Origin of the sequence: Streptomyces prunicolor NBRC 13075, assembly GCF_000367365.1 — a bacterium.
In the GTDB taxonomy this organism is placed as follows: domain Bacteria; phylum Actinomycetota; class Actinomycetes; order Streptomycetales; family Streptomycetaceae; genus Streptomyces; species Streptomyces prunicolor.
The window spans coordinates 1-18,662 of the sequence record NZ_BARF01000151.1 but is presented as its reverse complement, the minus strand read 5'-3'; the positions used below and the strand labels follow the sequence as shown (position 1 = coordinate 18,662).

The 18,662-nt window shown below is 69.1% G+C and carries 16 protein-coding genes; 10 read left to right on the top strand and 6 right to left on the bottom strand.

Annotated elements, in window-relative coordinates; translation table 11 throughout:
* Positions 1–129 precede the first annotated feature (129 nt).
* Positions 130–393, bottom strand: a complete 264-nt coding sequence (locus SPR02S_RS52540; RefSeq protein WP_003975777.1) for a WhiB family transcriptional regulator — start codon at positions 391–393, stop codon at positions 130–132.
* Between the two features lie 609 nt (positions 394–1,002).
* Between SPR02S_RS52540 and SPR02S_RS52530 the strand changes: the two genes are divergently transcribed.
* The 4 genes from SPR02S_RS52530 to SPR02S_RS52515 all read left to right on the top strand — a co-directional run bounded on the left by SPR02S_RS52530 (position 1,003) and on the right by SPR02S_RS52515 (position 5,121).
* Positions 1,003–1,512, top strand: a complete 510-nt coding sequence (locus SPR02S_RS52530; protein ID WP_019065086.1) for a cysteine dioxygenase — start codon at positions 1,003–1,005, stop codon at positions 1,510–1,512.
* Between the two features lie 157 nt (positions 1,513–1,669).
* Positions 1,670–2,629 carry a 2-phospho-L-lactate transferase gene (gene cofD, locus SPR02S_RS52525; RefSeq protein WP_019065085.1) on the top strand — a complete coding sequence of 320 codons (960 nt, stop codon included), beginning with the start codon at positions 1,670–1,672 and terminating at the stop codon, positions 2,627–2,629.
* Positions 2,626–3,948 carry a coenzyme F420-0:L-glutamate ligase gene (locus SPR02S_RS52520; RefSeq protein WP_019065084.1) on the top strand — a complete coding sequence of 441 codons (1,323 nt, stop codon included), beginning with the start codon at positions 2,626–2,628 and terminating at the stop codon, positions 3,946–3,948. Before cofD ends, SPR02S_RS52520 begins: the two co-directional genes overlap by 4 nt.
* A gap of 162 nt (positions 3,949–4,110) precedes the next feature.
* On the top strand, positions 4,111–5,121 hold the full coding sequence (locus SPR02S_RS52515) for a DNA-3-methyladenine glycosylase family protein (protein WP_078623280.1): 1,011 nt from the start codon (positions 4,111–4,113) through the stop codon (positions 5,119–5,121).
* A 109-nt stretch (positions 5,122–5,230) separates the two neighbouring features.
* Here the strand turns inward: SPR02S_RS52515 and manB are convergent, their stop codons facing one another.
* The gene (manB, locus tag SPR02S_RS52510) at positions 5,231–6,313 is read right to left on the bottom strand and encodes a mannose-1-phosphate guanylyltransferase (protein WP_019065082.1); all 1,083 of its coding nucleotides are present in this window, start codon (positions 6,311–6,313) and stop codon (positions 5,231–5,233) included.
* A 164-nt stretch (positions 6,314–6,477) separates the two neighbouring features.
* Positions 6,478–7,818 (bottom strand): peptidoglycan recognition protein family protein, encoded by a 1,341-nt coding sequence (locus SPR02S_RS52505; RefSeq protein ID WP_019065081.1) that lies wholly within the window; start codon positions 7,816–7,818, stop codon positions 6,478–6,480.
* Positions 7,819–7,957: 139 nt separating this feature from the next.
* On the opposite strand from SPR02S_RS52505, the gene SPR02S_RS52500 reads away from it, so the two are divergent.
* The 4 genes from SPR02S_RS52500 to SPR02S_RS52485 all read left to right on the top strand — a co-directional run bounded on the left by SPR02S_RS52500 (position 7,958) and on the right by SPR02S_RS52485 (position 13,725).
* The gene (locus SPR02S_RS52500; RefSeq protein ID WP_020684312.1) at positions 7,958–8,695 is read left to right on the top strand and encodes a TIGR03089 family protein; all 738 of its coding nucleotides are present in this window, start codon (positions 7,958–7,960) and stop codon (positions 8,693–8,695) included.
* A gap of 199 nt (positions 8,696–8,894) precedes the next feature.
* On the top strand, positions 8,895–10,079 hold the full coding sequence (locus tag SPR02S_RS52495) for an LCP family protein (protein WP_052347214.1): 1,185 nt from the start codon (positions 8,895–8,897) through the stop codon (positions 10,077–10,079).
* Between the two features lie 214 nt (positions 10,080–10,293).
* Positions 10,294–12,021 (top strand): LCP family protein, encoded by a 1,728-nt coding sequence (locus SPR02S_RS52490; RefSeq protein WP_026151702.1) that lies wholly within the window; start codon positions 10,294–10,296, stop codon positions 12,019–12,021.
* Positions 12,022–12,150: 129 nt separating this feature from the next.
* Positions 12,151–13,725, top strand: a complete 1,575-nt coding sequence (locus SPR02S_RS52485; RefSeq protein ID WP_052347213.1) for an LCP family protein — start codon at positions 12,151–12,153, stop codon at positions 13,723–13,725.
* A gap of 25 nt (positions 13,726–13,750) precedes the next feature.
* Here SPR02S_RS52485 and SPR02S_RS52480 read toward each other — a convergent pair whose 3' ends face one another.
* Positions 13,751–14,785 carry a glycosyltransferase family 2 protein gene (locus SPR02S_RS52480; protein WP_019065076.1) on the bottom strand — a complete coding sequence of 345 codons (1,035 nt, stop codon included), beginning with the start codon at positions 14,783–14,785 and terminating at the stop codon, positions 13,751–13,753.
* Positions 14,786–14,911: 126 nt separating this feature from the next.
* On the opposite strand from SPR02S_RS52480, the gene SPR02S_RS52475 reads away from it, so the two are divergent.
* Positions 14,912–16,369, top strand: coding sequence for an LCP family protein (locus SPR02S_RS52475; RefSeq protein ID WP_162473579.1), 1,458 nt, complete (start codon positions 14,912–14,914; stop codon positions 16,367–16,369).
* Positions 16,370–16,431: 62 nt separating this feature from the next.
* Here the strand turns inward: SPR02S_RS52475 and SPR02S_RS52470 are convergent, their stop codons facing one another.
* Positions 16,432–16,956: an acyl-CoA thioesterase gene (locus SPR02S_RS52470; RefSeq protein ID WP_019065074.1), complete on the bottom strand. Its 525-nt coding sequence runs from the start codon at positions 16,954–16,956 to the stop codon at positions 16,432–16,434.
* 118 nt (positions 16,957–17,074) lie between these two features.
* Between SPR02S_RS52470 and SPR02S_RS52465 the strand changes: the two genes are divergently transcribed.
* Complete coding sequence (locus tag SPR02S_RS52465; protein WP_019065073.1) at positions 17,075–18,370, top strand: LCP family protein; 1,296 nt, start codon at positions 17,075–17,077, stop codon at positions 18,368–18,370.
* Between the two features lie 71 nt (positions 18,371–18,441).
* Here SPR02S_RS52465 and SPR02S_RS58410 read toward each other — a convergent pair.
* The coding region (locus tag SPR02S_RS58410; protein WP_019065072.1) for an acyl-CoA dehydrogenase family protein at positions 18,442–18,662 on the bottom strand (221 nt) is incomplete at its 5' end.

Sequence of the window (18,662 nt, the reverse complement as noted above, 5' to 3'; positions counted from 1 at the left end):
GGACGAGCGCCCACACTATCGGCTGGGCATGACGACGGCCCGCCGCCTGTGGATAACCCAGCTGCGACGGGCCGTTCAGTACATCTCGAGGTATGTCCCGAGGTATGTCTTGAGGTGTGCCGTACGGCTTCAGACGGCGGCCTTCTTGAGCCGACGGCGTTCCCGCTCGGAGAGGCCGCCCCAGATGCCGAAGCGTTCGTCGTTGGCGAGGGCGTATTCGAGGCATTCGGAGCGGACCTCACAGGCCAGGCAGACCTTCTTGGCCTCGCGGGTGGAGCCGCCCTTCTCGGGAAAGAAGGACTCGGGGTCGGTCTGGGCGCACAGCGCGCGCTCCTGCCAGCCGAGTTCCTCGTCCGCGTCGTCGACCAGCAGTTGCTGCACCAGCTCGGTCATGTGCGCCCCTCGTCCGTCTTTCGCGTCCCCGTGATGTAGCCGTTACCGATGTCGGCTGAACGACACGAGTGAAATTACAAGTGTGCTGCTCCGGGCGAGTCAAGCCGAGATCTGCTATTGGGCCCCTTATTCACTCTGCGGAACCAAGGCCTAGCGGAAAGTGTTCAAATCGGCATAAACCTTGACAGGCAGAGGAGACCCCCCTGAGCGCCTCCTACCCCGAGACGGAGCCTGTACGGGAGAGGACGCCCAGGAGTTCGATCTCGTTCCACTGGGGTTTGTGCGCCCGGTTGTGCGCCATGTGTCCCGGTAGGCGCATGAACAAACCTTTCACCTCGGAGATGAACCGGATGAGGTGAAACATGTCCCACATACCGGGCGTCGAGTTGACAGTGCGGGTGTGAACCGCTGTCCTTGTGGGCATGCTCGCGAACTTGGCACCCACCTCGACCCGCACCGCCGGGTCCCTCGGTGCTGCGCACGCTCGCTGTAGCTGTTGTTGCTGTTCCGGCTGTTGAGCCCACGCGCTCCAGCCCTGCTTGCTCTCTTCATCTGGTGACACCCAGCCCCCGCCGTTACTTACTTACGCCGAGGAACCACCGCACCCCCATGAACAGCGACAGCGACCTCCAGATCGCCGGCGACATCCTCGAAGTCCCGCACCTGCTCCAGCCGCCGCGCGAACACCCTGCCACCGTGGCCGAGTTCGTCGGCCTGGCGCGCTCCGTCGCGGCCGACCGCACCCAGTGGGAGCACCTCGTCGAGTACGACGCGACGACCCGCTGGTACCACCGGCTGCACACCGGCCCCGGCTACGAGGTGTGGCTGCTGTCCTGGGTGCCCGGACAGGGCAGCGGGCTGCACGACCACGGCCCCTCCTCCGGCGTACTGACCGTCCTGGAGGGCACGCTGACCGAGCGCACCGAGCGGGGCACGCGCACGTTGGGGGCGGGCGGGCAGCGGGTGTTCGCGCCGGGGTACGTCCACGAGGTCGTCAACGACACCCTCGAACCGGCCATAAGCCTGCACGTCTACTTCCCCGGCCTCACCGAGATGCCGATGCACACGGCGTGCGCGCGGCGCACCGGGTCCGAGCCGGTCGATGCCGTGACCGCCTGACGCGATGCGTTGACCGCTGGGCGCGCGACGAGACGACCGCCCGGCCCTCGATCCGACGACTGCCCGCCGCGTTGTCGGACCCGCCTGCGAGACTTGCCCACCCGTCACCCGACCACCACCCCTCAACGAGTCAGCCTGCGGCTGACACACTGTTTGAATGCGCATTGTGGTTCTGGCAGGCGGTATCGGTGGTGCCCGGTTCCTGCGCGGTCTCAAGCAGGCCGTGCCGGACGCGGACATCACGGTGATCGGCAACACGGGGGACGACATCCACCTCTTCGGGCTGAAGGTCTGCCCGGACCTCGACACGGTGATGTACACGCTCGGCGGCGGCATCAACGAGGAGCAGGGCTGGGGTCGGGCCGACGAGACCTTCCACCTCAAGGAGGAGCTCGGGGCGTACGGGGTCGGGCCCGAGTGGTTCGGGCTCGGCGACCGGGACTTCGCCACGCACATCGTGCGGACCCAGATGATCGGCGCAGGGTTCCCGTTGAGCGCGGTCACCGAGGCGCTGTGCGACCGGTGGCAGCCGGGGGTGCGGCTGATCCCCATGACGGACGACCGCGTCGAGACGCATGTCGCCGTCGAGGTGGACGGCGAGCGCAAGGTGATCCACTTCCAGGAGTACTGGGTACGGCTGCGCGCGTCCGTGGCCGCCGAGGCCGTCGTACCGGTCGGGGCCGAGCAGGCCAAGCCCGCGCCCGGGGTCCTGGAGGCGATCGCGGACGCGGACGTCATCCTCTTCCCGCCGTCCAACCCCGTCGTCTCCGTCGGCACCATCCTCGCCGTGCCCGGTATCCGGGAGGCGATCGCCGAGGCCGGGGTGCCGGTGATCGGCCTCTCCCCCATCGTCGGGGACGCGCCCGTGCGCGGGATGGCCGACAAGGTGCTCGCGGCGGTGGGCGTGGAGTCCACGGCCACGGCGGTGGCCGAGCACTACGGCTCCGGGCTGCTCGACGGCTGGCTGGTCGACACCGTGGACGCGGCCGCCGTAGCGGAGGTCGAGGGGGCGGGCATCCGGTGTCGGGCCGTACCGCTGATGATGACCGACACCGAGGCGACCGCGCGGATGGCGCGGGAGGCGCTGGCGTTGGCGGAGGAGGTGCGGGCGGTATGAGCGAGGTGGCACCGGTGGAGGGTTACCGGGTCTGGGCCGTGCCCGGGATGCCCGAGGTCGCGGCCGGGGACGATCTGGCCAAGCTGATCGCGGCGGCCGAGCCCGGGCTCGTCAACGGGGACGTGCTCCTCGTCACCTCGAAGATCGTGTCCAAGGCGGAGGGGCGGGTCGTCGAGGCGGCCGACCGGGAGGCCGCGATCGACGCCGAGACCGTACGGGTCGTGGCGCGGCGCGGGGCCCTGCGGATCGTGGAGAACCGGCAGGGGCTGATCATGGCCGCCGCCGGGGTCGACGCCTCCAACACCCCTGCCGGCACTGTGCTGTTGCTGCCCGAGGACCCGGACGCGTCCGCGCGCGCGATCCGTGACGGGTTGCGGGACGCGCTCGGCGTCTCCGTCGGCGTCGTCGTCACCGACACCTTCGGGCGACCGTGGCGCACGGGGCTCACGGACGTCGCGATCGGCGCCGCGGGGGTACGCGTGCTGGACGATTTGCGCGGAGGCACGGACGCGTACGGCAATCCGCTGAGCGCGACCGTCGTGGCTACGGCGGACGAACTCGCCGCCGCCGGTGATCTCGTCAAGGGCAAGGCCTCGGGGTTGCCGGTCGCCGTGGTGCGGGGGCTGTCGCATGTCGTGGCCCCCGAGGATGAGGATGACGACTTGGGCGCGCGGGCCATGGTGCGGGGCGGGCGTGACGACATGTTCCGGCTGGGGACTTCGGAGGCGGTACGGGAGGCGGTGACCCAGCGTCGTACGGTGCGGGCCTTCACGGACGAGCCGGTGGACCCCGGTGCCGTACGGCGGGCCGTGGCCGCGGCGGTGACCGCGCCGGCGCCGCATCACACGACGCCGTGGCGGTTCGTGCTGCTGGAGTCCGCCGAGTCGCGGGGGGCGTTGCTGGACGCGATGCGGGACGCGTGGATCGCGGATCTGCGGCGGGACGGGAAGTCGGAGGAGTCCATCGCCAAGCGGGTGCGGCGGGGGGACGTGTTGCGCGGGGCGCCGTATCTCGTGGTGCCGTGTCTCGTCATGGACGGGGCGCACACGTACGGGGACGCTCGGCGGGACGGGGCGGAGCGGGAGATGTTCGTGGTGGCGGCGGGGGCGGGTGTGCAGAACTTCCTGGTGGCGTTGGCCGGGGAGCGGTTGGGGTCGGCGTGGGTTTCTTCGACGATGTTCTGCCGGGATGTCGTGCGGGGGGTGTTGGGGTTGCCGGAGGGGTGGGATCCGATGGGGGCGGTGGCTGTGGGGCATGCGGCCGGGTCGCCTGCGGCTCGGGCTGAGCGGGATGCGGGGGCGTTTATTGAGGTGCGGTGAATCGCCGTGGGGGCTGGTGTCCGTTGCGAGTGCGGGTCGCCTGTGGCTGGTCGCGCCCACGCGGCGGAGCCGCAAATAGACACAGCCCCGCGCCCCTGAAGGGGCGCTAGCACCTAGGCTCGTAAGACTCTTCAGATACCTCACATCCCCCTGGATCTCACCGTGGCCGGACGTTTTGCTCCTCGGCCCACTCGTACAACTGTGCGGGGTGGGGATGTCGTCGCGCCTGGGGGTGTGCCTCGGCAGGCTTCGCCGGCGGCGGGGCGGGTGCGGAGGTGGGTGCCGGGCGGGGTGCTTGATCTTGGGCTGGTGCTCGGGCCGTTGCGGCGGGGGCCCGGGGATCCGACGTTTCGGGTGGATGCGGACGGGGCTGTGTGGCGGGCCAGTCTTACGCCGGTTGGGCCGGGGACGTTGAGGGTGTCCGCGCACGGGGGTGAGGTGCGCGGGGAGGCTTGGGGGCCGGGTGCCGAGTGGTTGTTGGAGCGGTTGCCCGACTTGCTCGGTGCCGGTGACGATCCTGGTGCGTTCGTGCCTCGGCATCGGCTTGTCGCTGTCGCCCAGCATCGGCGGCCGGGGTTGCGGTTGACGCGGACCGGGCTGGTGTTGGAGTCGTTGATTCCGTCGGTGTTGGAGCAGAAGGTGACGACCGACGAGGCGTATCGGGCCTGGCGGTTGTTGGTACGGAAGTTCGGGGTGCCGGCGCCTGGGCCTGGTCCTGTGGGCGGGCGGATGTGGGTGATGCCGGCGCCGCGCGCGTGGGCGTTGATCCCGTCGTGGGAGTGGCATCGGGCCGGGGTCGACGACAAGCGGGCCTCGACGATTCTGCGTGCCGTACGGGTCGCTGCGCGGCTTGAGCAGGCGGGGGCGATGTCTGCGGAGGATGCGCGGGCTCGGTTGGAGGTGGTGCCGGGGGTGGGGGTGTGGACGTCCGCGGAGACCGTGCAGCGGAGTCATGGGGCGGCGGATGCGGTGACCGTGGGGGATCTGCATCTGCCGGGGATCGTGGGGTGGGCGTTGGCCGGGGATCGGGACGCGGATGACTCGGTGATGTTGTCGTTGCTGGAGCCGTATGCGGGGCAGCGACATCGGGCGGCTCGGTTGATTCTGCTGAGCGGGCGGACTCCGGCGCGGCGGGCGCCGAAGATGCCGCGGGGTGACATCGGGAAGCTGTGACGCCGGTGGAGACAGCTAGCCCGTCCGGCGTTTGAGGACGAGGCCGTTCAGGCCGATGGGGGTCCGGGGGCGCAGCCCCTGGGACGGCGCCCCTCCCCACCCGCACGAACTACTGATCCGAAGAGAACCGCACCGCCCCCGCCGGAATCCGCGCATCGCACCACACCCGCATGCCGTCCCGGAGTTCGTTGTCGGCGCCGATGATCGCGCCGTCGCCGATGACCGTGCCGGTGAGGACGGAGCGTTCGCCCACGACGGCTCGGGTGCCGATGAGGGAGTCGGTGATCACAGCGCCCGGTTCGATCACCGCGCCCGGCAGAATGGTGCTGCCGAAGACCCTCGCGCCCTCCGCCACGAACGCGCCCTCTCCCACCACCGTGCCGCCGGTGAGTTTGGCGTCGGCGGCCACCCTGGCCGTGGGAAGGACCAGGCGGTCTCCGCAGCGGCCCGGGATCGCGGGGGACGGGGCCCGGCCCAGGACCAGGTCCGCCGAGCCTCGGACGAAGGCCGCCGGGGTGCCCAGGTCCAGCCAGTAGGTGGAGTCCACCAAGCCTTGGAGGTGGGCTCCTGCCGCCAGCAGATCGGGGAACGTCTCCCGTTCCACCGACACCGGGCGGCCCGCCGGGATCGTGTCGATGATCGAGCGGCGGAAGACGTACGCCCCCGCGTTGATCTGGTCGGTGACGATCTCCTCGGGGGTCTGGGGCTTCTCCAGGAAGGCCAGGACTCGGCCCGTCTCGTCGGTGGGGACCAGGCCGTACGCGCGCGGGTCCGTCACCTTCGTGAGGTGGAGGGAGACGTCCGCGCCCGTTGTCTCATGGGTGTGGACCAGGGCCCTGATGTCCAGGCCGGTCAGGATGTCGCCGTTGAAGATCAGGACCGGGTCGTCGGGACCCGAGTGGAGCCGCGAGGCCACGTTGCGGATCGCGCCGCCCGTGCCGAGGGGCTCGTCCTCCGTGACGTACTCGATGTGAAGGCCGAGGGCCGAACCGTCACCGAAGTGCGGTTCGAACACCTCCGCCAGATAGGAAGTGGCCAGGACGATGTGGTCCACGCCCGCCGCTCTCGCTCTCGCCAGCTGATGCGTGAGGAACGGCACCCCCGCCGCCCTGACCATCGGCTTCGGGGTGTGCACCGTGAGCGGGCGCAACCGGGTGCCCTTGCCGCCGACCAGGAGGATCGCTTCTGTCACCTGTCGTCTCTGCTTCCTGCCGGGACCGGCCGAACTGTTTTTTCGGCCGGCCAATGTATGCAGACCGTGCATGTGTACGTGTACGTGTACGCGTGCTGTGTGTCCGTCTGTACGTGTGCAGGTGTCCCGCAGACTCTTTTCCGGCTCCCCTGTCGGCCTCTCCCTCAGCGGCCCTGGTATCGGGCCGACGTGGAGCGGGCCGAGCCGAGCTTGCCGTAGAGCTGCCGACCTGGGCACTCCGTGGCGAACCCGTCCCGATGGCCGGAGATCACATTGAGTCGTACGTTCTTTCCTTTTCGGTAGAGATTGCCACCACCGGACTTCAGGTATGTCTTGCCGCGCGGATTGACCCCGTAGAGGCCGAGCTTCCACGCGGTGAGCTTGGCGATGGCGGTCACTGCCGCCGAGGACGGTTTGGCGCTGCCGAAGGTTCCGAGGACCGCGATCCCCATGCTGTTGGTGTTGAAACCGAGGGTGTGGGCGCCCATGACCGCCTTCGCCACGCCCCCGGCGCGGCCCTCGTAGATGGTCCCGCACTTGTCGACGAGGAAGTTGTAGCCGATGTCACGCCAGCCGCTGCTCTTGACGTGGTAGCGGTAGATACCGCGAATGACTGAAGGCGCTTGCGAGCAGCGGTAGTTGTTGCCGGTGGCGGTGTGGTGCACGAAGGCCGCCTTGACCTTCTTCGTGTACACGAACCCCTTCTCCCGCAGCTTCTCGTCGGCACCCCAGCCGTGCCGGGTGACGATCCGCGGGCGCGGGCCGATGTACGGCTGCGCCTTGGCGCCCAGGGCGACCATGTCCCGTTCCGTGGCCTGCTTGCTCAGCGCCGGGAGCTCGGTGGCGGCTAGGCGGGGGGTGGCGGTGCGGCTGCGGTTGGTGGTCGCTCCGGCACCCGCGAGTGGGGCTTCTGCCGCGCCTGGGTCCACCAGTTCCAGGTGCAGGCCGGTGGGGAGCGGGGACAGTTGTTCTTCTACGACCCCTGCCGTCCGGGTCGCCGCCCCGGTCGCTCTTACTCGTACGTCCACTCCGTCCGAGTCGCCCACCCACAGCGGGGCCGTGGAGCCGTGGACGTGACCCGAGTCGCGTTCGGCGGTGCCGGGGTCGGCGCCGTGGTCCTCGTTGTGGGTGTCGATGTCCTGCCAGCCGGACCACTCGCCGGTGCCGGTGGCCCGGGTGCGGACCTGGACCTGGCCGCGCAGTTCGGTGTCGGGGTCGGTCCAGGTGACGCCGACGAGGGAGAAACGGTGGACGTCGGCGCGGGTGAGGCCCTGTTCGGGGGCCGCGCCGAGGGTGCGGTCGCGGGTACGGGAGGTCAGGGGCAGCGACTGGGTGCTGCCGGGGAGGTCCGGTGCGGCGGTCGTCGACGCGGATCTCGCGCCGCTCGCCGGCTGCACCGCTGGTGCCGGGGCCGACGCCGGCGCCGCGGCTGCGGGCAGGGTGAGCGGGAGGGCCAGTGCGGCCGCGCAGGTGACGCCGATCGAGGAAGCAAGGAATCCACGCATGCCCCTGATTCTGAACATAGTCATACATATCTGCCCATCCGGGAATTGACGGACCGTCGGCTGCCGTTCGTCCGAACCGGTGGTCCGGGGCGCCCGTGCGGAGGCGTGCGGCGGTGGGTGTCCGCGTACGCTTGCGCGGGTGAACGCCACCGATCGCACCCCTGCCGACCTGCTGCGTTCCGCGCTTGCCGCGGATCCCGGCCGCCCCCTGGTGACCTTCTACGACGACGCCACGGGGGAACGGGTCGAATTGTCCGTGGCCACCTTCGCCAATTGGGTGGCCAAGACCGCGAATCTGCTTCAAGGGGAGCTGGGGGCGGGGCCCGGGGATCGGGTCGCCGTGTTGTTGCCGGCGCACTGGCAGACGGCGGTGTGGTTGCTGGCGTGTTCGTCTGTGGGGGTGGTCGCTGACGTGGGTGGGGATCCCTCCGGGGCCGACGTGGTTGTCAGTGGGCCGGAGTCGTTGGAGGCGGCTCGGGCCTGTGGTGGGGAGCGGGTTGCTCTTGCCTTGCGGCCGCTTGGGGGGCGGTTTCCGCAGACCCCGGCCGGGTTTGTCGACTATGCCGTTGAGGTGCCGAGTCAGGGGGATCGGTTTGTTGCGTTCTCTCCCGTTGACCCCGGGGAGCCTGCGTTGGTCGTCGGTGGGAGTGAGTTCACGGGAGCCGAGGTTGTTGAGCGGGCCCTTGCCGACGGGGATGCGGGGGCTCGGGTGTTGTCCGGGCTCTCGTACGACACGTGGGAGGGGTTGAGCTCGGGGTTGTATGCGCCGCTCGCCTCTGGGGGGTCTGTGGTGTTGTGCCGGAATTTGGATCAGCTGGGTGAGGGTGCTTTGGCCAAGCGGGTTGAGAGTGAGCGGGTGACTGTTTCGCGCCTCTGAGAGGGGTGGCGAAGGTTGTTCGGCGAGTGACGGCCGGTGGGGGCTGGTCGCGCAGTTCCCCGCGCCCCTCAGGTGCGTCCAGTCACCCGGATGGGTCAGTAACGGCCGCCTCCCCCACCCCATCCACGCCATGGTCGTAAGAGCAGTCCACACGCAGGACCACACACTCTTACGACGGCCATGAGGGGTGGAACCGCACGTGTTCGACGACACCGTAGGAGGCGTTCTCGGGCCGGGTGCGGGGGCATCCGCGTCCGGGGCGGGGCTCATACGTCGGCGGCGTCGACGGTGGGTGCGGGGCGTGGGTCTCGGGGTTGCCGTGGTCGTCGTAGGCGCCGCCGGGGTCGGGTGGGCCGTCTACGCCAAGCTGGATTCGAACATCACGCCCGACAACGCCGCCGCCGCCGAGCTCGCCCGGTACGAGAAGGAGCGGCCCACCGCCCTCGTGAAGGGGGCGCAGAACATTCTGCTGATCGGGTCCGACTCGCGGTCGGGGGACGGGAACGCGGAGTACGGGCGGGACTCGGGGACCGAGCGGTCGGACACCACGATCCTGTTGCATCTGGCGGCCGACCGGCGCAGCGCCACCGCCGTGTCGTTGCCGCGGGACCTGATGGTGGACGTACCGGGGTGTCTGCGGCCGGACGGGACGCGTACCGAGCCGATGTTCGCGATGTTCAACTACGCGTTCCAGGTGGGGGGTTCGGGGTGCACGATCCGGACCGTGGAGAAGCTGACGAACGTGCGGATCGACCATCACATGGTGGTGGATTTCCATGGGTTCAAGGACATGGTCGATGCCGTGGACGGGGTGGACGTCTGTCTGAAGGCTCCTATCCGTGACAAGGCCGCCAAGTTGAGGCTGCCCGCGGGCAAGGTGACCCTCGACGGGGAGCAGGCGCTCGGGTACGTGCGGGCTCGGAAGTCGCTCGGGAACGGTAGTGACACCGATCGGATGGACCGTCAGCAGGGGTTCCTGGGGGCGCTCGTCAACAAGGTGCAGAGCGACGACGTGCTGTTCAATCCGGTGAAGTTGTATCCCGTGCTCGATGCGGCCACCTCGTCGCTCACCACCGATCCGGAATTGGCGAATCTGCGCGGTTTGTACGAACTGGTGCGCGGGCTACGGAACATCCCCACCGAACATGTGCAATTCCTCACCGTTCCCCGGGAGTCGTACATTTACAACGCGAATCGCGACCAGCTCGTGGAGCCCGAGGCCGAAAAGCTGTTCGCCCGGCTGCGGGCGGACGCGACCGTCGCCGTGACGAAGCAGGTTCCGCAGGATTCCGTCGCAAACGCCCGTAATACGGCACCCGGTTCAGCGGTATCGCCCGCACCCACGTTTCGCGGGAACACCGCCGCCGAAGACACCTGCGGGTAAAGCGATCACCAAGTCGACGAACTTTTGTTCCGAAAAATAGGACGGATTGACCGGTTGTAGGGACGTGGAATTTGTCACGGCAGTCACTTGCCGCTCAACTGGACGGATAGTGTGAGCGATCCGGTGGGCTGTGTGCTTGCCCACCGGATGTACGAGACCCGAGCGCCTGGAGGGGGAAGGCGCCGCGTGGCCCCGACGGAGGATTCGGTAAACCGTGGACGCGCAAGGCCGTGGGCGGGCGGACGACATCGACCCCGCAGACCAGTGGGTACTCAATCCGAACACTGGTGAATACGAACTGCGACTGACTCCTTCCACACCGCAGTCAGCGGTGCCGGGGCCCCGGAGAGCCACTGCGCAGAACCGCAGTGTGGCGGCGCCGGAGCGGGAGACGGTCCCGAGGACTCCCGGGCATGAGGTGCCGCCGCCGCGCAGACGGCGGGGCGCGCCCGAGGAACCACCGGCGCGGCGCGGGCGCCGGCCGGTGAAGAAGAAGGCCAAGGGCAAGAAGATCCTGATGTGGACCGGCGGCGGGCTGGCCTTCGTGCTCGTCGCCGTCTCCGCGGCCGGATACCTCTACATCAAGCACCTCAACGACAACATCACGGCCGTCTCCGACGACGGCGCCAGCACCGGTGGCTTCAGCAAGGGCAAGGCCATCAACCTGCTGGTCATCGGCACCGACAAGCGCACCGGCGCGGGCAACGAGGGCTACGGCGACTCCGGCAGCGTCGGCCACGCGGACACCACGATCCTGCTGCACGTGTCCAAGGACCGCTCGAACGCGACCGCGTTGAGCATCCCGCGTGACCTGATCACCGATGTCCCGGACTGTCAGACGGCCCAGTCGGACGGCACGTCCAAGGTCATCCCGGGCACGACGAGCGTCCGCTTCAACACCAGCCTCGGCCAGGACGGCCGTACAGCGAGCTGCACCGTGCGGACGGTCACCGAGCTGACCGGGATCCAGCCCGACGACTTCATGGTGGCCGACTTCAACGCCGTGAAGAATCTGACGGACGCGGTCGGCGGGGTCGAGGTCTGTCTGGCCAAGAACATCGACGACGCCGACTCGCATCTGAAGCTGTCCAAGGGCACGCACAACCTCTCGGGCGAGCAGGCGCTGGCCTTCGTGCGGACCCGGCACTCGGTCGGCTTCGGCGGTGACCTGAGCCGGATCACGCTGCAGCAGCAGTTCCTCAGCGCGCTGATGCGGAAGCTGAAGTCCAACTCCACGCTCACCAACCCCACGAAGATGCTGAAGCTGGCCGAGGCCGGCACCAAGGCGCTGACCGTCGACGACAACCTCGACTCCATCGGCAAGCTGAAGGACCTCGGTCTTGAGCTGGGCAAGCTCAACCCGAAGAATCTGACCTTCACCACCGTGCCGGTCGTCGACAACCCGGCGGAGAAGACCCCGGTGACGGTCGTCCTCAACAACACGACCGCCCCGCAGGTCTTCTCGCTGATCAAGAGCGACACCTCCTTCACCGCGGTCAAGCAGCAGGCCGCGAAGGAGAAGGCCGCCGTGGCGGCCCGGCTCAAGGGCACCAAGTCCGCCGCCTCCGCGGTGCGGGTGCGGATCCTCAACGGAGGGGCCGTGGCCGGCAGCGCACAGGAAACTCTTACGTGGCTGCAGAATGATGAGGGCGTGCTCAAGTCCGAGAACGCGGGCAACGCTCCGGCGGCGCTCGCGAAGACGACACTTGAGTACGCACCCGACCAGGCGGACCAGGCTCGACGGCTCGCCGACATCATGGGTCTCTCGGGGTCCGCGATGAAGCCGGGGAAGAGTGTGCAGAACTCTCAGGGGCTGCCGGCGATGACGCTGACCCTGGGCAAGGACTTCAAGGGAGCCGGCGTCCCGCTCACCTCGACCGCGGGGTCGACGCCGGAGGGGGTCCAGAAGTCCACGGCGGACAAGGTTGAGTGCGCCAAGTAAGTGACCACACGGGTCCGTTCCGCGTCTAACAGGGCGCGGGGCGGACCCGTGCGTCAGGGCGCGTCGTGGAGGGGTGGGGACTTGACTCGGAGCAGCGTGCGTGGGGAGGTGCCGGCGGTTGAGGACACGATGTCGCTCACGCCGGCGGACGGAAAGAGACCGGCGAAGGGGAAGAGCCCCTCGGACGGGGACGGGGGCAGACGCAAGGGCCGTAGCCGACGGGCGTTGCGCTGGTCGGCGAGTGTCCTCGTGCTGGTCATACTCGGGACGGCCGGCGCCGGATACCTGTACTACCAGCACCTCAACCACAACATAAAGAAAGACCCCCTGAACATCGGGGACGAGAAGGACCGGGCGGCCGAGTCCAAGGCCAACGCGGCCGGGCAGAAGCCGTTGAACATCCTGCTGATCGGTTCGGACGCGCGGGACTCCGCGGAGAACCAGAAGCTCGGCGGCGCGAAGGACACCTTCGGCAGCGCGCCGCGCGCCGACGTCCAGATGCTGCTGCACGTCTCGGCGGACCGCTCGAACATGTCGGTCGTGAGCATGCCGCGCGACACCCTGACGGACATCCCCAAGTGCACGGACCCGGACACGGGGAAGAAGTACGCGGCGGAGACGGACGTCATCACGAACGACTCGCTGGGCCGTGGCGGCCCCGGCTGCACGGTGGCGACCTGGGAGAAGCTCACCGGCATCCACATCGACCACTTCATGATGGTCGACTTCGCGGGTGTGGTGTCGATGGCGGACGCGATCGGCGGGGTGCCGGTCTGCGTGGACGCCAACATCTACTCGCACACCTCCTCCGGCAAGGGCTCCGGCCTGAAGCTGAAGAAGGGCACCACGGCCGTGAAGGGCACGCAGGCCCTCCAGTGGCTGCGTACGCGCTACGGCTTCGAGGACGACACCGACATCGCCCGGACCAAGGCGCAGCACCAGTACATGAACTCGATGGTCCGCCAGCTGCGGGAGAACGCCACGCTGAGCAATCCGACCGAGCTGCGCAGCCTCGCCGAGACGGCCACGAAGGCGCTCACGGTCGACAACGGCCTCGGGACCGTCGCCAAGCTGTACGCCCTGAGCAAGGAACTGAAGAAGGTTCCGACCGACCGGATCACCATGACGACGATGCCGTGGCAGTACTCGACGACCAGCAGCGGCCGGGTGGTGCCGAAGCCGACCGACGCGGCGAAGCTGTTCCGGCTGGTCCGTGAGGACATCGCGCTGGACGGCAAGGACAAGAAGAAGACGGCCACGGCGGTGAAGGCGTCCACCGATCCGGCCGCCGCCGACGACGAGATCGCCGTCCAGGTGGAGAACGGCACCCGCACCGACACGACGAGTGCGGTACGGGGACGGGCCACCGCGGTGGCCCAACTCCTCGTCGGCAAGGGCTTCAAGGAGGCGGTCGCCGACTCCTCGACGGCCCCCAGCCAGGCCACCACGATCGTCCGCTACCCGAGCGCCGACCTGGAGGGCGACGCCCAGCGGGTCGCCAAGGCGCTCGGCATCCCGACGAGCGCGGTGAAGAAGTCCACGAGCGTCTCCGGGGTCACCCTGGTCGTCGGCGCGGACTGGAGCACCGGCACGAAGTACAAGGCCCCGGCCGAGGACGACACGACACCGACGTCGGCCGACGCCCTCAACGGCTCGGACACCACGGCGTGCATGCACGTCGACCCGAACTACGTCTGGTCGTAGTCCGGGCCGTCGTAGGTGGCGGTGCTCAGCTGCTCGTCGAGCTGAGTACCGCGGGCCGCCTGGACGCGATCACCCTGCGCGCAAGGGACTTGGGGCTGGTGAGGAAGCCGTAGCCCCAGGACATGTGCATGGTGGCGAGGGCGACCGGGATCTGCAGGCGGGCCTTCAGGGAGAGGCCCTTGCCCGCCGGGAGCGAGCCGAGGGTGATCGCGGCGAGGTAGCCGGCCGGGATCAGGAAGGCCCAGGGGGTCAGGGCCGCGCCGGCCACGATGCCCGCCGCGATCGCGCAGACCGCCGTCGGCGGGGCGAGGTAGCGGAGGTTGATGGAGCCCTCGTGGTAGCGGGCGACGACGTGCCGCCAGCGGCCGTAGTCCTTGTACTGCTTGGCGAGGGCCTTCACCGACGGACGGGGGCGGTACGACACCCGGAGTTCGGGTGAGAACCAGATCAGGCCGCCCGCCTCGCGGATGCGGAAGTTCAGCTCCCAGTCCTGGGCGCGGATGAACTCCTCGTTGTAGCCGCCCTGTTGCTCCAGTGCCTCGCGGCGGAAGACGCCGAGGTACACCGTCTCGGCGGAGCCCGCCTCCCCTCCCGTGTGGAAGGCCGCGTTGCCCACGCCGATCTTCGAGGTCATCGCGGCGGCGACCGCGTCCTCCCAGGCGTTCTCGCCCTCGGCGTGCATGATGCCGCCGACGTTCTGCGCGCCGGTCTCCTCCAGGAGGCGTACGGCGGTGGCGATGTAGTTCGGCGAGAGGATGCCGTGGCCGTCGACGCGGACGACGATCGGATGGCGGGAGGCCTTGATCGCGGCGTTGAGGGCGGCGGGCGTGCGGCCGGTGGGGTTCGGGACGGTGTGGACGCGAGGGTCTTCGCGTACGAGCTCGGCCGCGATCTCGTCCGTACGGTCCTTCGAGGGACCGATGGCGATCACGACCTCCATCTCGCCGTCGTACTCCTGCGCGAGGATCGCTTGGACGGCTCCGCGCAGGTGCCGCTCCTCGTCGAGGACGGGCATGATCACAGAAACGGCGGGGAGTCGCACGTCGGGCTTGGCGTTCATAGGGGGCTCACGTTACCGCGAACGGGGGACACGGACGCGCCCCGCCCGGGCGTCTGCCGTCGTATCAGATCGTATCGGCCTACGGTGCTCAAGATCCCACGTACGGCCCTCGCGGAGGTGTCCCCCATGCCCACGCCGCCCCGCCGCTCCCCCGCCGCCCGTCCACCGCAGCGGCGCCCACGGCCACCCGTACGACCGAAGAAGAAGCCGCGCTGGGCCATGCGGGCGGCGACCACGCTGTCCGTGGTGGTCCTCGCGTCCGCCGGGATCGGGCACGCGGTGGTCACCAGCCTCGACGCGGACATCGCCCGCGTCGACCCCTTCAAGGACATGAAGAACCGCCCGCGCGCGGGCCACGGCATGAACGTCCTGCTCGTCGGCACCGACGGCCGCGACAAGATCACCGAGCAGGAGCGGCGCCAGTACCACCTCGGCGGCGCGCCCTGCCACTGCACCGACACGATCATGATCGTGCACATCTCGGAGGACCGGGAGCGCGCCAGCGTCGTCAGCCTCCCGCGCGACTCCTACGCCGAGACGCCCCCGCACACCGACCAGACCACCGGCGAGCACCACGGCCCGCACCCCATCAAACTCAACGCGGCGTACGCGGAGGGCGGCCCGAACCTCACCGTGCGGACCGTCGAGTCCATGACCCACGTGAAGATCGACCACTACCTGGAGGTCGACTTCACCAGCTTCATGAAGACGGTCGACGTGCTGGGCGGAGTGAAGATCTGCACCGCCGAGCCGCTCAAGGACTCGTACACGGGTCTTGATCTCCCCGCCGGCAGCCACACCCTGATGGGCGGGCAGGCCCTCCAGTACGTCCGCTCGCGGCACGTCGACGGCGCCTCCGACCTCGGCCGGATGAAGCGTCAGCAGCGTTTCCTGGCGGCGCTGATCGACCAGGCCACCTCCTCCGGGGTGCTGCTGAACCCGCTGAAGTTCCGTGACGTGACCCGCGCGGTGCTCGGCTCGGTGCGCGCGGACAAGGGGTTCGGCACCGACGAACTCCTCGACCTCGGGCGGGCGATGCGCGACTTCTCCCCGTCCTCCTCCGAGTTCACCACCGTGCCGATCGGGCAGATGGGGTACGTCGTGAAGGGCATCGGTTCCACGTTGAAGTGGGACCAGGCGAAGGCCGGGAAGCTCTTCCAGGCCCTGCGCGACGACAAGCCCCTGACCGTGCACAAGGCGCCCCGTGCCAACGCCGTGAAGGTGGACGTGGCCCCGCAGCAGATCCGGGTCCAGGTGGAGAACGGGACAGCGACGGGCGGTCTCGGCAAGCGCGTGGACGCGGCGCTGGCGGCGACCGGCTTCCGTACGACGCACCAGCCGACGAGCGCGGCCGATCACGCCGTACGACGGACGGTCGTCGCCTACGACCCCCGCTGGGACCGTTCCGCGAAGTCGCTCGCCGCGGCGCTGCCCGGGAGCGAGCTGCGGGCGGTGAAGGGGCAGGGGCCGGTGCTGAAGGTGATCGCCGGGAGTGACTTCAAGCAGGTCACGCGGGTGCGGGCGACGGATGTGCAGCAGGGCGAGTTCGGGGTGGTGACCGGGGACGAGGTGGGGTGTTCCTGAAAAGTGTGACACTTTGGCGATTTCCGTAACACTTTTCGCAGGAGGGTAGGTCCCCCCTCACCTCACTCGTCGAGGCCCTCCGCCGCCCGCTTCTCGCGCAGCTCCATGATCGCGCGGCGGCGGGACAGGCGGTGCGTGCGGCGGATCTGGGCCTCCTGGTAGCGGCGCTCGTCGCGCTCGGTCTCCGGGATCACCGGGGGCACCGCGCGGGGCTTGCCGTCGGCGTCGACGGCGGCGAAGACGAGATACGCGGAGCCGACCTGGGTGGCCGGGGTCGACTCGTTCCAGCGCTCGGCCAGGACCCGCACGCCGACCTCCATGGAGGTCCGCCCGGTCCAGTTGACCTGGGCCTTCACATGGACGAGGTCGCCGACGCGGACCGGTTCCAGGAACGCCATCTCGTCCATCGACGCGGTGACGGCCGGTCCGCCGCTGTGCCGCCCGGCGACGGCGCCCGCCGCGTCGTCGACCAGCTTCATGATCACGCCGCCGTGCACCGTGCCGAGCAGGTTCGTGTCGGCGTTGGTCATGATGTGGCTGAGGGTGGTCCGGGAGGCGGACGTCGGCTTGCCCGGCAGATCTGTCATGGACGCCACCCTATGTGAGTGGACATCTGCGGACTTTGTGTTGGCTTCGCAACAGCAGTGCCCTGATTTTCCTACGACCCTTGTAAAGGACATGGCTGCTACCTGCACACTGGGCCCCATGAACGATTGGCCCGAGGGATGGTCCGGCGGCAACCGCGGCAACGAGTACGGACGCGGTAGCGCGAACGCACAGCCGGAGAGCGCACGTGTGATGCGCCAGGTACGACGCGGCCCGCAGGCCCCGCCGTACGGCGCCGGAGTCCCGCCGCAGCCGTCGTACACGGACGGCCAGGGCTATGACGAGGGCCAGAACGGCTACGGCCAGGGCGGCTACGACAACAACGGGTACGACGGCTACAACACCGGCCAGGTCTACGGCGGTGGCGGGCCGGGCGGACCGCAGGGGCCGGACGGCGGGCGTGGTCCGCGCCGCGCGCCGAACTGGCGCCGTCGTATCAAGTGGACCGCGATCACCGTCGTCACCGTGCTGGTCGTGACCACCGTCGGGACCTACTTCTGGGCCGACTCCAAGCTGAACCGCGATGTCGACCTGTCGAAGGTGATCGACCGGCCGGAGGCGGGCGACGGCACGAACTACCTGATCGTCGGTTCCGACAGCCGCGAGGGGCTGTCCGCCGCCGAGAAGAAGAAGCTGCACACCGGTTCCGCCGCGGGCAAGCGCACGGACTCGATGATGATCCTGCACGTGGGCGACAGCGGCGACACCCTGATCTCGCTGCCGCGTGACTCGAACGTCACGATCCCGTCGTACGTGGGCTCCACCTCCGGCAAGACGTACCAGAACACGGGCCGGCAGGAGAAGCTCAACGCGGCGTACGCGGAGGACGGCCCGACGCTCCTCGTCCGGACCATCGAGTACAACATGGGCCTGCACATCGACCACTACGTCGAGATCGGCTTCAACGGCTTCGCGGACATCGTGGACGCGGTCGGCGGGGTCACCATCGACATCGACAAGGGCTTCAAGGACTCGTACTCGGGCGCCGACTTCAAGGCGGGCAAGCAGACGCTGAACGGTGAGGAGGCGCTGGCCTTCGTCCGGACGCGGCACGCGTTCGCCGCCTCGGACCTCCAGCGCACGAAGAACCAGCAGAAGTTCCTGTCGGCCCTGGCCCACCAGGTGGCGACCCCGGGCACCCTGCTGAACCCCTTCAAGCTCTACCCGACGCTCGGCGCGGGCCTGGACTCGCTGAGCGTCGACAAGGACATGTCGCTCTGGGACCTGGGCTCCATGTTCTGGGCGATGAAGGGCGTCAGCGGCGGCGACGGCACCTCGATGAACATGCCGATCTCCGGCTCCACCGGCGGCAACCTCGTCTGGGACAAGGCGAAGGTCAAGACGCTGGTGAACGAGCTGAACAACGACCAGAAGGTGACGGTCTCGGGTAACTGACCTGACCGTCGGCGTGACGAAGGGGACCCCTTGCGCAAGGGGTCCCCTTCTTCACGTCAACTCCCTTGCCGCTACGGCAGGTTGCGCGCCATCACGATGCGCTGGACCTGGTTCGTGCCCTCGTAGATCTGGGTGATCTTCGCGTCGCGCATCATGCGCTCGACCGGGTAGTCGCGGGTGTAGCCGTAGCCGCCCAGGAGCTGGACCGCGTCGACCGTCACCTCCATCGCCACGTCCGACGCGAAGCACTTCGCCGCCGCGCCCTGGAAGGTGAGGTTCTTGTCGCCTCGCT

Excerpts from the sequence above, each read along its gene's own strand:
- SPR02S_RS52480 (WP_019065076.1), bottom strand. The coding sequence starts at position 14,785 with ATGAACGCCAAGCCCGACGTGCGACTCCCCGCCGTTTCTGTGATCATG.
- SPR02S_RS52520 (WP_019065084.1), top strand. The coding sequence starts at position 2,626 with ATGAGCGAGGTGGCACCGGTGGAGGGTTACCGGGTCTGGGCCGTGCCC.
- SPR02S_RS52470 (WP_019065074.1), bottom strand. The coding sequence starts at position 16,956 with ATGACAGATCTGCCGGGCAAGCCGACGTCCGCCTCCCGGACCACCCTC.
- SPR02S_RS52465 (WP_019065073.1), top strand. The coding sequence starts at position 17,075 with ATGAACGATTGGCCCGAGGGATGGTCCGGCGGCAACCGCGGCAACGAG.
- cofD (WP_019065085.1), top strand. The coding sequence starts at position 1,670 with ATGCGCATTGTGGTTCTGGCAGGCGGTATCGGTGGTGCCCGGTTCCTG.
- SPR02S_RS52530 (WP_019065086.1), top strand. The coding sequence starts at position 1,003 with ATGAACAGCGACAGCGACCTCCAGATCGCCGGCGACATCCTCGAAGTC.
- SPR02S_RS52485 (WP_052347213.1), top strand. The coding sequence starts at position 12,151 with ATGTCGCTCACGCCGGCGGACGGAAAGAGACCGGCGAAGGGGAAGAGC.
- SPR02S_RS52475 (WP_162473579.1), top strand. The coding sequence starts at position 14,912 with ATGCCCACGCCGCCCCGCCGCTCCCCCGCCGCCCGTCCACCGCAGCGG.
- SPR02S_RS52540 (WP_003975777.1), bottom strand. The coding sequence starts at position 393 with ATGACCGAGCTGGTGCAGCAACTGCTGGTCGACGACGCGGACGAGGAA.
- SPR02S_RS52505 (WP_019065081.1), bottom strand. The coding sequence starts at position 7,818 with ATGCGTGGATTCCTTGCTTCCTCGATCGGCGTCACCTGCGCGGCCGCA.